A 14,481-nucleotide genomic window follows, 5' to 3' on the forward strand; every position below is an offset into this window, starting at 1 on the left:
TACTAGTTTTTTTTCTGGTTGAGTGGAGTTCAGTTGTGTGCTCTTCGGATCGGCCCGCCCCCTCGACCCGCTGGCCGGGGGCGACCGCGGTCGCCGCCAGTCGCCGTAACGGTCCGTACAGCTTTCTCATTCGCGTTCCTCTATCTCTCGTCAGCACGACAAGTTCGGGGGCTTGCAGGCATGCGTCTTCACCGCACACGTATGGGGCAGGTGCACGGACGCAGTGCATCCCGGAAGTTGCGAGGAACAGCGAAAAAAGTAACAGTAGTTTGCAAATTTCTTGCGTAGTGCTGGCCAAATGTTACATAGGTGCTACGGTCACGTCAACGGTCGGGAAATGGCTTTCTGGCCCGGCCCGACGCCACCTGTGACAACACGTCAGGACGGCCGTGAACGCCGGACCGCGGGAGGCGCACGGTGAAACCCCGATCGGCTACCCGTGACCGGCGGGCCGGGATGAGGGTGCCGGAGATGTGCCGGGCTGCGTCACCGCACAGCAAGACGATGAGCGCGAGGATGTCGTCGGGCCGGCCGATCCGCGCACGGGGTAGGCTGACGCCACTGTGGCGATACTCATCCCCGACGCAGGCGCGCATCCCCGGGGTGTCGGTCGAGCCCGGATCATGACCGGGGCCACGTGCTTGGTGAGCAGAAAGGAGCCGGCCGGGTTCGTCTCCAGGGCGTCGCGCGGGCATGACCGCGCTACGCGCGCCTTCGGCGGCCGGCCCGGTGGGCAGGCTCCGGCCGATTCCACGCCCTGGTATCCGCGACCAACCGCCGACGTCGAACGGGTCATTCCGGTCCGACCTGGAGCGGCGCAAGGGGCAGTTGCTCAGGGACCGCCGTGCGCGGCCGGCACCGCGGGCCGTCGGGCTGCTATGCCGTGCTCGCGTGCCGCCACCATGGAGCTCGTCGGCACGCCTGACGCGCGCCGCGTGGCCTTCACCCCGGCGGACGCGGTGAGCGCCGCCCGGCCGCCCCTCCTGCTCGACCGCGAACACTCGCGCGAGCCGGTCGGGACGTCCGGGCGGCGGCCACCTGGGTGAAGCCGTTTGTCGCCGCCGCCATGGCGACGCGTGAGGTCACCCGTTCGCAGGCGGGATGTTCTGGTTGAGCCGGAACAGGTTGGTCGGGTCGTACTCGGCCTTGATCTCCCTGAGCCGGTTCCAGGTCGAGCCCGGGTAGGCGGCACGAACCCGGTCAACGCTCTCGTCCTGCAGGAAGTTGACGTACGCTCCCGTGTCGCTCTGCAGGAGGGCCTGCGAGAACTCGACGACCCAGGCCTCGCGGACGGCCTGCTCGTCGGGGCCCTCGTAGAACGCCGCGACGTTGACCATGATCTTGCTGTGGCGGTGCGCGAACGCGGTGGCGTCGACCGGCACGCGGGTCATCGCCCCGCCGAGCACCCTGAGCTGCACGGCGCGCATCGACGCGTCAGAGGACTCGAGGTACTCGACCATCGTCTCGGCCGTGGCTTGGTCGACGGTGTCGATGAACATCGTCCGCGCGACCGCGGTCGCCTCCTCGGCGCCCTCTTCCGGCGGGAACATGGCCGAGTAGGGCATGGGCTGGATCATGTCGGCGAGCGGTGTGGCCAGCGCGCGGAACCGGTCGATGACCTGGTTGCCGGCCTCGTTGTCGCCGGCGTAGGCCATGAGGGCCAGCAGGATCAGCTGACCGTGCTGCTCGGCCGGCAGGAACGGCATCGGGGGCGCGGGCATGACGTTGGCGATCGTCGAGAGCTCCTCCGGCGCGGCCTCCGCCACGGCGATGAACCCGGCGATGACCTCGGGCGTCGCGGGCAGGCACAGCATGCCGCCCACGATCGAGTCCACCGGATGCAGCTTGAACCGCAGACGGGTGGCGACACCGAAGTTGCCGCCGCCGCCGCGGATCGCCCAGAACAGGTCGGGGTGGTTCTGCTCGTCCACGTGGAGCAGCTCGCCGTCGGCGGTCACGACCTCGGCGGCCAGCAGGTTGTCGATGGCGAGGCCATGCTTGCGGACGAGGAACCCGATGCCGCCTCCGAGCGTGATGCCTCCGATCCCCACGGAGCCGGTGTCGCCGAAGCCGGTCGCGAGGCCGTGCTCGCCCGCCGCGGTGGTGTACGCGCCCGCGGTCAGCCCGCCTCCGGCCCACGCGGTGCGTCCTTCGACGTCGATGTCGAACTCGCACAGGTCTCGGAGGTCGAGCACGATGCCGCCCTCGGAGACGCTGTGGCCGGCGTTGCTGTGGCCGCCGCCGCGGACGGCCAGTTCGACGCCGGTCTCGCGGGCGAACTTGATCACATGCGCGACGTCGGCGGCGTCGGCGGCCCGCACGATGGCCGCCGGCCGGCGGTCGAACCCGCCGTAGTAGACAGCGCGTGCCTGGTCGTACCCGTCGTCATTCGGCTCGATCACCCTGCCGTTGAGGGCGGCACGGAGGCTCGAAATCGTGACGGGCGAGACATTCACATGCATAAGGGAACTCCTTCGCGGCGTTTTCTTGCCTGCCGCTCGTCGCTGACAGAGAATGCCGTGCTCATGTTCCCGCGATGACGGAGTCATCAATAGGGATTCAACTCTATTGATGATCCCGTTCGGCCAATCAGGTTTCAACCCGAATAGGGGTCGACTGGGGTTGTCGCGCCTGGCGGATCACCTGATCACCGGGGGGCCGTCGCGAATATCGTCCGTGCGGTTCGCCGGGCAGGGGGCGGTGTCGTAGGGGTTCGGCCGTTCGGCGCGGCGCTTGGAGGGCCGCCAAGCCGGCCGATGAATCCCGTACAAAGCCGATGAATCCCGTACAAATACGACCTATAGTGGTTATAGCGGCATTTATTATCGCAGCGCGTTCCACTCCACTCCCGTCCCGGCGAGAGGCCGGCCATGTCCGTGATCCGACCCCCGTCCTCTCCTGCGCGTCGCCCTGGCCGTCACGATGGTGACCGGCCTGCTCTTCGCGTACGCGGCCGGCGCGGCCGCGGCGCCGTCGCGCGTCCAGAGCCTCGACGGCACCTGGGCGTGCGGGGTTCGTCAGTCGAAGGCGAGGAAGACCGTTTCCTCGTGGATCCCGTCGTGCTGCAGGCGGATGTCGAAACGGTGGATCCCGTCGCGCTCGGGGGTCGCGAGCAGGGTGGCCCGTCGGCCGGGTGGCAGGGACGCCAGGAGCGGCTCGGTCGCCGGGTCGGTCAGCTCGGGCAGGTAGACACGGGTGTACAGGTGGTGCAGCAGGCCGCGGGCGAACACGCACACCGAGATGTACGGCGCGCCGCCCGGCGGCAGGGTGCGCACCGCGTAGTGTCCGTCGGCGTCGGTGGCGACGCGGCCGAAGCCCGTGAATTCCAGCCCGGTGCGGCCGATGATCGCGCCGTTGAACTGGTCGCGGCGCAGTGACCCGGGGGCCCCGGCCCGCGAGCCGTCGGGGCCGGGCTGCCAGAACTCCAGCATGGCGTCCGGGATGGGCTGCCCGGCGCCGTCGTAGACCCGGCCGTGGACGGTGATGGCACCGGGGTGCCCGGTGGGGGCGACGTCGCCACCTCCCGCGAACGGCAGGGCGTACCCGTAGAAGGGGCCGACGGTCTGGGACGGCGTGGGCAGCGGGTCGTCCAGCCCCTCATGCTCCGGGCTTCGCGGCTGGGAGGTCATCGGCCCTCCTCGATCCAGGTGGCGGCGGGGCCGGACAGGATGATGTCCCAGCGGTACCCGAGCGACCACTCCGGGGTGGACAGGTCGTGGTCGTAGGCCGCGACGAGCCGGCTTCTGGCCGCGTCGTCGGTGACCGACTGCATGATGGGATCGAACGCGAACAGCGGATCGCCGGGGAAGTACATCTGCGTGACCAGCCGCTGGGTGAACGCGGTGCCGAAGAGCGAGAAGTGGATGTGCGCGGGCCGCCAGGCGTTGTCGTGGTTGCGCCACGGATAGGCCCCCGGCTTGATCGTGGTGAACGCGTACGCGCCCTGGTCGTCGGTCAGGCAGCGCCCGACGCCGGTGAAGTTGGGGTCGAGCGGCGCCGGATGCTGGTCGCGCTGGTGGGCGTACCGGCCCGAGGCGTTGGCCTGCCAGATCTCGACCAGCTGGCCGCGTACGGGACGCCCGTCGCGGTCGAGCACCCGCCCGGTGACCCGGATCCGCTCGCCCAGGGGCTCCCCGGTGTGCCGCCGGGTGAGGTCGGAGTCGAGGTCGGTGACGTCGGTGACGCCGAAGACCGGCCCGCTCAGCTCGACGGCGTCGGGGTCGGGCACGGCGATCGGCGGCCGCGTCGGATGGCGCAGCACGGTGCTGCGGTAGGGCGGGTAGGCGCGGTCGGGGTGGGTCCGCGGCGCCTCGCCGCCTTGGACCGCCTTGGCGTAGGCCTGGTGCGCCTGGGCGATCTCCGCGCTGATGACCTCTTGCGCGGGCGGCGCAGGGGGAGTGGTGGTCATGGTGCCGGTTACCTTTCGAGGACGAGGGCGAGGCCCTGCCCGACGCCGATACAGAGAGCCGCCACACCGGTGCCGGACCCGGCGGCGGCGAGCTGGTGGGCGACCGCGCCGGCCAGGCGCGCTCCGGAGGCGCCGAGCGGGTGGCCGATGGCGATGGCGCCGCCGCGCGGGTTGACGATCGCCGGGTCGAGCTCGGGCCACGCGGCCAGGCATCCCAGCGACTGCGCGGCGAAGGCCTCGTTGAGCTCGAAGACGGTCAGATCGCTCATGCCCTTCCCGGCACGGGCCAGCGCCCGGCCCACCGCCTCGACCGGGCCGAGCCCGTAGTACTGCGGCTCTGTGCCGGTGACGGCCGAGGCGCGGATCCGGGCGAGCGGATCGCGGCCGAGGGCCCGCAACCCGTCCTCGTCGCATAGCAGCAGGGCCGCCGCGCCGTCGTTGAGCGGCGAGGAGTTGCCCGCGGTGACGGTGCCGCCGTCCGCGCGGAAGGCGGGCTTGAGCCTGGCCAGGGACTCCATCGAGGTGTCGTCACGGATGGCCTCGTCACGCGGCGCAGTGGTGCCCTCGACCGGGACGATCTCGCCGTCGTACGCGCCCTCCTTCCAGGCGCGGGCCGCCTTCTCGTGGCTGGCCAGGGCGAACGCGTCCTGCCGTTCGCGGGTGATCCCATACTTGTCGGCGATCAGCTCGGCGCCCTCGCCGAGGGCGACGGTCCACTCGGCCGGCATGCGCGGGTTGACCATGCGCCAGCCGAGGGTGGTCGAGTGCAGTTCCTGGGGGCCGGCGGGGAAGGCGCGTTCGGGCTTGGGCAGCACCCACGGTGCGCGGGACATCGACTCGACGCCGCCCGCCACCGCGATGGAGGCGTCCCCGGCCGCGATGGCGCGGGCGGCCTGGATGACGGCCTCCAGCCCCGATCCGCACAGCCGGTTCACCGTGGCGCCCGGGACGGTCACGGGCAGCCCCGCCAGGAGAACCGCCATGCGGGCGACGTCGCGGTTCTCCTCGCCCGCGCCGTTGGCGTTGCCGAAGACCACGTCGTCGACGCGGGCCGGGTCGAGCTGCGGGGTCCGGCTCGTCAGCTCTTTGAGCACGTGGGCGGCCAGGTCGTCGGGGCGGACGCTCGACAGCGCGCCGCCGTACTTGCCGAACGGGGTGCGGACGGCGTCGACGATGTACACCTCGGTCATGTGTCGCTCTCCTTCGGGCGGCCTCAAGCGCGCGGGGCGACGTCTGTTCGCTTTGTGAACTTTAGTTCATTATCGTCGCCGGGAGGCGGATCCCGGCAACGCCGCCTTCCCCGTCGTGCCGCGCGGCGCCGAGCGCGCGGCCGCGTCGTTCGAGAAGCGCGTCGCCCCTGCGCGGTCCCGTCGAGCATGGCCCGCCTCGGGCGTTGTGTCCCCCGGGGCGGGCCCCCGCCCTGGCAAAGGTAAACACACCGCAGACGTGGGTTTGAGTGTTCCCTGACCGTCCCCCTCCTAGCGTGGCCGTAGCCGGCGCGTGCCGGAGGGGGATGACAGAGGGGCAGGCCCTGAGCGGATGACAAGGACCACCCGGGGGGCCGTCCGGCTGCTCGCCGCCGCGACCGCCCTCGCGCTGATCGTGTCCGCCTGTTCCGGTGGTGGCGTCGAACCGCGGGACGCCGAGCTGCCGTCCACACCGCCGGAGGCTCCGGCCGGTGCGGCGCCGTCGCCGCACGGCGCCCAGCGGGCCGTGGTCCCGGACGTCTACGCCAACGACCGGCCCGGCATGCTCAGCCCCGTCGTCGCCGGCTTCCCCTCCCTGGTGTACGTGCCCAACAGCGAGAGCGGGACGGTCAGCGTCATCGACCCCAAGACCTACCGGGTCATCCGGCACTTCAGGGTCGGCAGGCGCCCGCAGCACGTCGTCCCCTCGTGGGACCTGAAGACGCTGTGGGTGAACAACAACGACGGCAACACGCTCACGCCGATCGATCCGGCGACCGGGAAGCCGGGCAAGGCCATCGAGGTCGAGGACCCCTACAACCTGTACTTCACCCCGGACGGCACCACCGCGCTGGTGATGGCGGAGCGGCTGAACAGGCTGGACTTCCGGGACCCCAAGACCTTCAAGCTGCGCGAGTCGGTGGACATGCCGTGCCGCGGCATCAACCATGCGGACTTCACCGTCGACGGTTCGATCTTCCTGGCCAGCTGCGAGTTCTCCGGCCACATGGTGGTCGTGAACCTGGCCGAGCGGAAGGTCAGCGAGGTCGTCAACCTGCCGGCGCACCACAGCATGCCCCAGGACGTGAAGCTCTCTCCGGACGGCAAGACGTTCTACGTCGCCGACATGGCCAAGGGCGGCGTCTGGCTGATCGACGCCGAGCGCTTCAAGGTGCGGCGCTTCATCAGGACCGGCGCCGGCGCCCACGGGCTGTACGTCAGCAGGGACTCGAAGGACCTCTACGTCTCCAACCGGGGCGCGGGGTCGGTGTCGGTGGTCTCGTTCGCGAAGCACAAGCCGATCGCGACCTGGCGCATCCCCGGCGGCGGCTCGCCTGACATGGGCGGCGTCTCGGCCGACGGCAGCCGCCTGTGGCTCGCGGGGCGCTACAACAGCGTCGTGTACGTGTTCGACACCCACGACGGCCACCTCGTACGGAAGATCCCGGTGGACGCGGGGCCGCACGGCCTGGCCGTCTACCCGCAGCCCGGAATTCACTCGCTCGGCCACACCGGAGTGTTCCGGTGAACGCAGTTGACCGGGCGATCCGTGTCCCGGCCACGTGACATCGTCGAGCTCGCCCTGGCGCTGGAGGCGGTACGCCTGCTCACCACCGCCTAGATCGCGGATGGTGGAAGGTAAGCACCGGGTTGACCGTGCCCTGAGCGTCCGCTGACCGGGCCGCTTCTAGCGTGGTCGCGACCGGCCAGGCCCATCCCGGGGTGTTCCGGTGAGAGATCGGAACGTCGCCTGTGACCAGAAGAACGCTCGACGCGCTGGGGCTTCCCATCGTGCTCTTCCTGCTCGCCGGGGCTCTCGGCGCCGCCGCCAGGACGAGCGGCTGGACGAGCGCCGACCTGCGCTTCGACGAGGCGGTGCGGAGCACGCGCACGGGCTGGCTGACCGCGGTGGCGCAGGTGCTGAACGTCGGCTTCGGCCCGCCCGCGGGGCTGGCGATCGCCGGGCTGCTCGCGGCCGGGCTCCTGCTGGCCCGGCGCCCGCGCACGGCGATGCTCACAACCCTGCTGATCGCCGTGGGCTGGACGGTGAGCTCGGTGTTCAAGGTGCTCATCGCCCGCCCGAGGCCGCCGGCCGCCTACCAGCTCATCTCCGAGCTGGGCCACGACAGCTTCCCCAGCGGACACGTGGCGCTGACGATGTCGCTCGCCGTGGCCGTGGCCTTTCTGACCTACGGCACCCGTTACTTCATCCCGGTCGTCGTCGCGGGTGTGCTCCTCGTCGCCGCGCAGGCGATGGCGCGCATGTACCTCGGGGTCCACTACCCGTCCGACGTGGTCGGCTCGATCCTCGCCGGCACGGCCGGGACCGGGGCGGTCCTCCGGCTCAGCGGCTTCCCGGCGGGCCGGCGCGCGCCTCGTGACGAAGCCGCCGACGCGGCACCGCGCGAAACCGTGCGGAGCACCCGGTCCGGCGTGTGGAATGGGACTTAGGTTCGATTGAAGGCACCATGCCGGGACCCGATCGAGGTGAGAGGAGTCCGCATGGATGAGGTCTGCCTGAAGATCGACGCACCTCCCAGGAAGGTCTGGGACCTGGTCACCGACGTCACCCGTTACGGTGAGTGGAGTCCTGAGAGCACGGGCGGGCGCTGGCTCGCGGGCGTGGGCGGACGGGTCGGCGCCTCGTTTCGCGGGCACAACCGCCGAGGCCCGTTCCGCTGGGCGACCACGTGCACGGTGGTCGAGTGGGAGCGGCCCCGCCGGTTCACCTTCGAGGTCGAGCTGTCGCGGATGCGCTGGGGGTACCGCCTGATGCCCGACGGCGACGGCACGGTCCTGTGCGAGTGGCGCGAGCACATCGGGTCACCGGTCGGGCCGGTGCGCGCGGTGCTCGCCCTCGGCTTCCTCGGCAGGGACCGCGAGGCCCTCATGGTGGAGGGGATGCGCAGCACCCTGCGGAGGATCAAGGCAGCCGCCGAGAAGCCCTAGTCTTTCGCGCCCGGGTCCTCCAGGAGGGTCACGGCGGCCAGCGACGCGGTGACGTCGGCGTCGATGGTGAAGGCGGCGTCCAGCCGGGTCAGCGTGAACAGGCGCTGGAGGAAGCCGTTCACGCCGGCGAGCCGCACCCACCCGCCGTCCCGCTTCGCCCGGCGGTGGATCTCGAGCAGGATCCAGATGCCGCCGGAGTCGCAGAACCCCAGCTCGGTGACGTCCATGACGATCCGGACGTGACCCTCGGCGAGCAGGCCGCTCAGCTGGTCCCTGGCGGTGGAGTACGTGGTCGCGTCGAGGTCGCCGATGATCCCGACCAGCGTGCAATCAGGGTCACGATGCCTGCTGATCGCCAGTTTCAGACCCATCCGGCCGCTCCCTCTGCCGAACGTCAAAGACGGAGGCGTCAACTCACGTGATCATTGCGGTCCAATGCTCGCACCGCGCCATCGCGCTGGAACCATTTTCGCCTCCTATGTACTTCGATCGAGACCTGCCGCCGCCACTACTTCGTTGACGCGGGCGCGAAACGGCCCGCCGCGTCCGCCGGTCCCAGCAGGATGGGCTGTATGCGACGTCGTTCCCTGTCCAGCGTTCTCGCCGCCGTGGCCGCGTGTGCCCTGGCCGCCGCGTGCGGCGGGGCGTCGCCCGCCCCGTCCTCCGAGGCGGCCGGGCGCGCTGCGTCCCCGTCCGCGCCGTCCCCTTCTGTAGCCGTGCCGCCATCGCGCGCGACGGCCGATCCGGTGGTCGTCGCGGCCGGGGACATCTCCGCCCGCTGCACGTCGGGCTGGTGCGGGGCGCGGGCCACGTCCGACCTGGTGCTGCGCCTGGACCCGGCGGCCGTCCTCGCGCTCGGGGACCTGCAGTACCCCGCGGGTGCGCTCTCGGACTTCCGCTCCTACTACGACGCCACGTGGGGACGGTTCAAGGACAGGACCAGGCCCGCGCCGGGCAACCACGAGTACGTCACTCCGGGCGCGCGGGGGTACTTCCGCTACTTCGGGGCCGCCGCCCGGCCCGAGGGGAAGAGCTACTACAGCTTCGACCTCGGACAGTGGCACCTGGTCTCGCTCGACTCCATGGCCGACCACGGCCCCGGCTCCGCGCAGGTCGCCTGGCTGAGGGCCGACCTCGCGGCGACCCGCCGTCCGTGCGTGCTGGCCTACTGGCACCACCCGAGGTTCTCCTCCGGCAGGACCCACGGGGGAGACGCGAGCGTCGGCCCGTTCTGGGAGGCCCTGTACGAGGTGAGGGCCGACGTGGTGCTCGCCGGGCACGAGCACGTCTACGAGCGGTTCGAGCCGCTGCGGCCGGACGGCGAGCCGGCTCAGGACGGCATCCGCTCCTTCGTGGTCGGCAGCGGCGGGGCGAGCCACTACGCCTTCGGCCGGCCGGTCCGGGGCAGCGTGTTCCGCGACAACACCGACTTCGGGGTGCTGCGGCTGGTGCTCCACCAGGGCGGGTACGGCTGGCGGTTCGCCGGCACCGACGGCGAGGTGCCGGACTCGGGTACCGCACGATGTCACTGAGCTTCTGACCGGCGTAAACGTGTGCAAAACTGGCGATATGGAGCCCTCGGAAGTCCTCTATCCTCAGGCCGCCGAATCAAGTGAGCTGCTCGACCGCACTCCCGGCCTCTGGGTCGACTCCAGCGACGACGACGACCCGGTCCTGCTGTACGCCGACGGGCGCGTGGTGGACACCTGGCGGGAGCACTACCCCTACACCGAGCGGATGTCGCGCTCCGAGTACGAGCAGACCAAGCGGCTGCTGCAGATCGAACTGCTGAAGCTGCAGTACTGGATCAAGGACACCGGAGGCCGCCTGGTGATCCTCTTCGAGGGCCGCGACGCCGCGGGCAAGGGCGGGACGATCAAGCGGTTCATGGAGCACCTCAACCCCCGGGGCGCGAGCGTGGTGGCCCTGGAGAAGCCGAGCGAGCGCGAGCGCACGCAGTGGTACTTCCAGCGGTACGTCGCCCACCTCCCCGCCGCCGGAGAGATCGCCATGTTCGACCGGTCCTGGTACAACCGGGCCGGGGTCGAGTGGGTCATGGGCTTCTGCACCCCGCGGGAGTACGAGGAGTTCATGGTCCAGACGCCGCTCTTCGAGAAGATGCTGGTCCGGGACGGCATCCATTTGATCAAGCTGTGGTTCTCGGTGTCCCACCGCGAGCAGCGCACCCGGTTCATCATCCGCCAGGTCGACCCCGTCCGTCAGTGGAAGCTGTCCCCGATGGATCTCGCCTCCCTGGACAAGTGGAACGAGTACACCCGGGCGAAGGAGGACATGTTCCTCAACACCGACACCGCGGACGCCCCCTGGACCGTGATCAAGAGCAACGACAAGAAGCGCGGCCGCATCGAGGCCATGCGCCACGTCCTCAGCCAGTTCGAGTACACCAACAAGGACCATGAGATCGTGGGGGCGGCCGACCCGCAGATCGTGCGCTCCGCCGCCGACATCGTCGACGAGGACCACTCGGCCCTGACGTCTGACCCCCCGGGAGCCGGGGAGCCCTCCACACAGGCCATATAGGCCTTCCCGGCGGGGACCATGTTCCTACCTTTTGGCGACATCTCTAAAGATGGTCCCGGCGTCCTTAACAGGGTGCGAGCAGCTCACTAACCGGGGGGTCGCATGACTTCATCAGGGTACGGCAGGGCGGATTCCGACAGTGATCGCGTCCTGCACCTCGCCGGCGATCCCGACGCGGTGGCACGGGCCCGGCGGCTGGTGTCCTCCGCGCTCGGGACAGGGCATCCGCTCCACGACGACTGCGTCCTTCTGACCAGCGAGATCGCCACCAACGCGGTGGTGCACTCCGACTCGGGCGACGGCGGGACGTTCACGCTCAGCGTGTCCTACGCGGCCGAATGGGTGCGCATCGCCTGCCAGGACGCTGGCTCCCTGGACCCCCCTTTCGGATGGCGCCCCTCCTCCCCGCTCGACACCGGGGGGCGGGGCCTGCTCCTGCTGGAGGCGCTCGCCCACCGCTGGGGCTTCATCCGTGAGGCCGGGACCAACAACGTGTGGTTCGAGATGCACGTCGACCTGCTGAACCCCTCGCCCGTCACCCCCCAGGGAGCCCTGCGCGTCGCCCGGTGAGCTCCCTGGGGGTGACCGCGGCGATCAGGAGAGGTCGAGGCGGCAGAGGCCCTCGGCCAGGACCTTGGTGGTCAGGCGCGTACGGCTGTCGCAGCCCAGCTTGGCGAAGATGTGCTCCAGGTGGGTGGTCACCGTGCGGACGCTCAGCACCAGCACCGCCGCGATCTGCGGGTTGGAGTCGCCCAGGGCGACCCGCGTGAGCACCTCGATCTCCCTGGCGGTCAGCTCGTACGGCAGTGCGCACGGCCGTTCGGCGATCACCGCGCCCTGGATGGCGCCGTGGAAGCCCACCCCCGCGCGGTGGACGCGCACCTCCCGCCACTGGCCGGAGGAGTCGAGCCACAGCCCGCGCCGCGACAGCTCGCGCGAGTCGATGAAGTCCCTGGCCAGCTCGGCCATGGCGGGCTCCCGCTCGATCGCCTCGGAGGTGGGCCACCCGGCCACCGCGCGGCGCCGCCCGCCACGCTCGAAGGCCATCGCGTGGAAGCCCGGCGGCAGCCCGAGCGGGTCGATCACGCAGCGGGTCAGGTCGGTGACGTGGGCGAGGGCGCTGGAGACCGCGCGGATCACCGTGGTGGTCTCGGGCGGGAGGGCCTCGCGGGAGTTGACGTGCAGCAGGCCGGTGTAGCGCCCCTCGGTGACGAACAGCGGCGCGGTCAGCCCCGAGCGCCAGCCGTACGGCTCCAGGTGCCTGCGGTAGTAGAGCTCGGTGCCGGGGCAGCCCATGGGCAGCGGGACGCGCGAGGCCATGGCGCGCCGGTAGGGGGCGAGGCGGGCGTACTCCTCGGCGGCGTCCTCGTCGACTCTGGCGTATCCCGATGACACCAGGCTGCGGTGGCATCCGGTCGCCGGGTCGAACGCGACGAACTCGTACGCCTCCACCGGGATGATCTTCCGCAGCGCCGTCATCGCGCCGTGGGCCCCCGAACCGCCGGCCACCTGGAACCCTACTTCCGTGAACGCGTGGAGGTGGCGTGCGCTCAGGGTGATCTGATCCATCGGTCCTCCACTCTCAGCTTGCCCGACACAGATCTTTCCCGGGAATACGTAAATTTGCCGATGCAGACACTTGCCACGCTATTTAGCCTCTCCGGCATCACGCCGGAGCGACGGAGAGGCAGAGGAACAGTGACGGTCCTGAAGAAGGCGCGAGGTGCCGCCGTCCTCCTCGCGGCGGCGCTCACGATGAGCGCCTGCGGGGGTTCCAGCGGGGAATCCAGCGGTGACCAGGGCAAACAGGGGGCCGGCCAGTTCTCCGTCGCGCTCAACGAGCCCGATCACCTGACGCCGGGCAACACCTCCAGCAGCTACTCGATCACGGTGCTGCAGGCGCTGTTCGACACGCTCGTCGTGATCGACTCCAAGGGCCAGACGCAGATGCGGGCCGCCGAGTCGGTGACGAGCGACGACCAGAAGACCTGGACCATCAAGATCAAGCCAGGACAGAAGTTCCACAACGGCGAGCCCGTCACCGCCGAGAGCTTCGCCGACGCGTGGAACGCCGCCGCCTACGGCCCGAACGCGTGGACCAACAACTACTACTTCGCCAACATCGAGGGCTACGACAAGCTCAACCCCGAGGCCGAGGGCGCCAAGCCCACCGCCGAGAAGCTGAGCGGCCTGAAGGTCGTCGACCCCGGCACCCTCGAAGTGCACCTGACGGCGCCGTTCAGCCAGTTCCCGATCACGCTGGCCTACACGGGGTTCGCGCCGATGCCGAAGGCGGCCTTCACCGACCTCAAGGCCTACGACCAGAAGCCGATCGGCAACGGCCCCTTCGCCCTCGACGGCGACTGGGCGCACAACCAGCAGATCAAGGTGAAGAAGTTCGCGGGTTACGCGGGACCTCGCCCGGCCAAGTCCGACGCGGTCCTGTTCAAGATCTACGCCAGCCGCGACACGGCGTACACCGACCTGCGGGCCAACAAGGTCGACCTGCTGCAGACCATCCCGCCGGCGAGCGCGACCGAGGCCAAGAAGCTCCTCGGCGACCGGTTCGTGCCGACGGCCAGCGGCACCATGGACTACCTCGGCTTCCCGGTGTTCGACAAGCGGTTCCAGAACGCCGACCTGCGCAAGGCGATCTCGATGTCGATCGACAGGCAGGGCATCGTCGACGCCGTCTACAACGGCACCTTCAAGCCGATGTCGTCGCTGCTCGCGCCACTGGTGCCGGGATACCGCGAGGGCGCGTGCGGTGAGGCCTGCGTGTACGACAAGGCCAAGGCCAAGGCGCTGTACGACAAGGCGGGCGGGCTCAAGGGCACGCTGAACCTCTACTTCTCCAACGCCGACCCGAGCTACGAGCAGTGGATGCAGGCCGTGGCCAACCAGCTCAAGGAGAACCTCGGGATCACCGACATCCAGTTCCGCAAGATCCCCGCCGCCGACTACCTCTCGACGCTGCGCGAGAAGAAGGAAGACGGTCCTTACCGCAACAACTGGGTCATGGACTACCCGAGCCCCCAGAACTACCTCGAGTCGATGTGGGGCGCCGGCAACCGCATGGGCTGGGACAACAAGCAGTTCAACGACCTGATCGCCAAGGCCAACTCGGCGTCCACCATGGAAGCGAGCATCCCGCTCTACCAGCAGGCCGAGGACGTGGCCCTCGCCGAAATGCCGATGATCCCGCTGTGGAACTGGCAGGATCAGGCCGGCTACTCCAACAAGATCACCGGCGTACAGATCGACCCGTACAGCCCCAACCTCGACACCATCACGGTCAAGTAAGGATGCGCGCGATGGGGACTCCGCGCACGGCCCCCGGCCAGCCGGGGTCCCCCCGTGCGACCACCGGCCGCGAAGCTCGCGAGGGCTCGCCGG

The 14,481-nt window shown here is 70.1% G+C and carries 13 protein-coding genes; 7 read left to right on the forward strand and 6 right to left on the reverse strand.

Annotation, left to right across the window (positions count from 1 at the left end; translation table 11 throughout):
* Positions 1 to 1,082: 1,082 nt before the first annotated feature.
* From AB0O34_RS23690 to AB0O34_RS23705, 4 genes are all read right to left on the reverse strand, one after another.
* A complete protein-coding gene (locus AB0O34_RS23690; RefSeq protein ID WP_363918697.1) occupies positions 1,083 to 2,462 on the reverse strand; it encodes an FAD-binding oxidoreductase in 1,380 nt (459 codons plus the stop codon).
* A gap of 555 nt (positions 2,463 to 3,017) precedes the next feature.
* Positions 3,018 to 3,629 (reverse strand): protocatechuate 3,4-dioxygenase subunit alpha, encoded by a 612-nt coding sequence (gene pcaG, locus AB0O34_RS23695; RefSeq protein ID WP_363918699.1) that lies wholly within the window; start codon positions 3,627 to 3,629, stop codon positions 3,018 to 3,020.
* On the reverse strand, positions 3,626 to 4,408 hold the full coding sequence (pcaH, locus tag AB0O34_RS23700) for a protocatechuate 3,4-dioxygenase subunit beta (protein WP_363918701.1): 783 nt from the start codon (positions 4,406 to 4,408) through the stop codon (positions 3,626 to 3,628). The genes pcaG and pcaH overlap by 4 nt, the downstream gene beginning before the upstream one ends.
* Positions 4,409 to 4,416: 8 nt before the next feature.
* Positions 4,417 to 5,598 (reverse strand): thiolase family protein, encoded by a 1,182-nt coding sequence (locus AB0O34_RS23705; RefSeq protein ID WP_363918703.1) that lies wholly within the window; start codon positions 5,596 to 5,598, stop codon positions 4,417 to 4,419.
* A 349-nt stretch (positions 5,599 to 5,947) separates the two neighbouring features.
* Here AB0O34_RS23705 and AB0O34_RS23710 point away from each other — a divergent pair, with 349 nt between their 5' ends.
* The 3 genes from AB0O34_RS23710 to AB0O34_RS23720 all read left to right on the forward strand — a co-directional run bounded on the left by AB0O34_RS23710 (position 5,948) and on the right by AB0O34_RS23720 (position 8,544).
* The gene (locus AB0O34_RS23710; RefSeq protein ID WP_363918705.1) at positions 5,948 to 7,123 is read left to right on the forward strand and encodes a YncE family protein; all 1,176 of its coding nucleotides are present in this window, start codon (positions 5,948 to 5,950) and stop codon (positions 7,121 to 7,123) included.
* A 224-nt stretch (positions 7,124 to 7,347) separates the two neighbouring features.
* Complete coding sequence (locus tag AB0O34_RS23715) at positions 7,348 to 8,046, forward strand: phosphatase PAP2 family protein (protein ID WP_363918707.1); 699 nt, start codon at positions 7,348 to 7,350, stop codon at positions 8,044 to 8,046.
* Between the two features lie 51 nt (positions 8,047 to 8,097).
* A complete protein-coding gene (locus AB0O34_RS23720) occupies positions 8,098 to 8,544 on the forward strand; it encodes an SRPBCC family protein (protein ID WP_363918709.1) in 447 nt (148 codons plus the stop codon).
* On the opposite strand, the gene AB0O34_RS23725 is transcribed toward AB0O34_RS23720, so the two are convergent.
* The gene (locus AB0O34_RS23725; protein WP_363918711.1) at positions 8,541 to 8,915 is read right to left on the reverse strand and encodes an STAS domain-containing protein; all 375 of its coding nucleotides are present in this window, start codon (positions 8,913 to 8,915) and stop codon (positions 8,541 to 8,543) included. The genes AB0O34_RS23720 and AB0O34_RS23725 overlap by 4 nt on opposite strands.
* 201 nt (positions 8,916 to 9,116) lie before the next feature.
* Here AB0O34_RS23725 and AB0O34_RS23730 point away from each other — a divergent pair, with 201 nt between their 5' ends.
* From AB0O34_RS23730 to AB0O34_RS23740, 3 genes are all read left to right on the forward strand, one after another.
* Positions 9,117 to 10,076, forward strand: a complete 960-nt coding sequence (locus AB0O34_RS23730; protein WP_363918713.1) for a metallophosphoesterase — start codon at positions 9,117 to 9,119, stop codon at positions 10,074 to 10,076.
* A gap of 37 nt (positions 10,077 to 10,113) precedes the next feature.
* Positions 10,114 to 11,085 (forward strand): polyphosphate kinase 2, encoded by a 972-nt coding sequence (ppk2, locus tag AB0O34_RS23735; protein ID WP_363918715.1) that lies wholly within the window; start codon positions 10,114 to 10,116, stop codon positions 11,083 to 11,085.
* A 102-nt stretch (positions 11,086 to 11,187) separates the two neighbouring features.
* Entirely contained in the window at positions 11,188 to 11,655 is a 468-nt protein-coding gene (locus AB0O34_RS23740; protein ID WP_363918717.1) for an ATP-binding protein, read from the forward strand.
* A 24-nt stretch (positions 11,656 to 11,679) separates the two neighbouring features.
* Here AB0O34_RS23740 and AB0O34_RS23745 read toward each other — a convergent pair whose 3' ends face one another.
* The gene (locus tag AB0O34_RS23745; protein WP_363918719.1) at positions 11,680 to 12,654 is read right to left on the reverse strand and encodes a LuxR C-terminal-related transcriptional regulator; all 975 of its coding nucleotides are present in this window, start codon (positions 12,652 to 12,654) and stop codon (positions 11,680 to 11,682) included.
* Between the two features lie 129 nt (positions 12,655 to 12,783).
* On the opposite strand from AB0O34_RS23745, the gene AB0O34_RS23750 reads away from it, so the two are divergent.
* Complete coding sequence (locus tag AB0O34_RS23750; protein ID WP_363918721.1) at positions 12,784 to 14,388, forward strand: ABC transporter substrate-binding protein; 1,605 nt, start codon at positions 12,784 to 12,786, stop codon at positions 14,386 to 14,388.
* The last annotated feature ends 93 nt before the right edge of the window (positions 14,389 to 14,481 follow it).

It is taken from the genome of Sphaerisporangium sp. NPDC088356, assembly GCF_040685555.1.
GTDB lineage: Bacteria > Actinomycetota > Actinomycetes > Streptosporangiales > Streptosporangiaceae > Sphaerisporangium.

Bases quoted from the DNA above. Each gene is read 5' to 3' on its own strand.
- AB0O34_RS23690 (WP_363918697.1), bottom strand. From the start codon at position 2,462: ATGCATGTGAATGTCTCGCCCGTCACGATTTCGAGCCTCCGTGCCGCC.
- pcaG (WP_363918699.1), bottom strand. From the start codon at position 3,629: ATGACCTCCCAGCCGCGAAGCCCGGAGCATGAGGGGCTGGACGACCCG.
- AB0O34_RS23705 (WP_363918703.1), bottom strand. From the start codon at position 5,598: ATGACCGAGGTGTACATCGTCGACGCCGTCCGCACCCCGTTCGGCAAG.
- AB0O34_RS23720 (WP_363918709.1), top strand. From the start codon at position 8,098: ATGGATGAGGTCTGCCTGAAGATCGACGCACCTCCCAGGAAGGTCTGG.
- AB0O34_RS23745 (WP_363918719.1), bottom strand. From the start codon at position 12,654: ATGGATCAGATCACCCTGAGCGCACGCCACCTCCACGCGTTCACGGAA.
- ppk2 (WP_363918715.1), top strand. From the start codon at position 10,114: ATGGAGCCCTCGGAAGTCCTCTATCCTCAGGCCGCCGAATCAAGTGAG.
- pcaH (WP_363918701.1), bottom strand. From the start codon at position 4,408: ATGACCACCACTCCCCCTGCGCCGCCCGCGCAAGAGGTCATCAGCGCG.
- AB0O34_RS23710 (WP_363918705.1), top strand. From the start codon at position 5,948: ATGACAAGGACCACCCGGGGGGCCGTCCGGCTGCTCGCCGCCGCGACC.
- AB0O34_RS23740 (WP_363918717.1), top strand. From the start codon at position 11,188: ATGACTTCATCAGGGTACGGCAGGGCGGATTCCGACAGTGATCGCGTC.
- AB0O34_RS23725 (WP_363918711.1), bottom strand. From the start codon at position 8,915: ATGGGTCTGAAACTGGCGATCAGCAGGCATCGTGACCCTGATTGCACG.
- AB0O34_RS23730 (WP_363918713.1), top strand. From the start codon at position 9,117: ATGCGACGTCGTTCCCTGTCCAGCGTTCTCGCCGCCGTGGCCGCGTGT.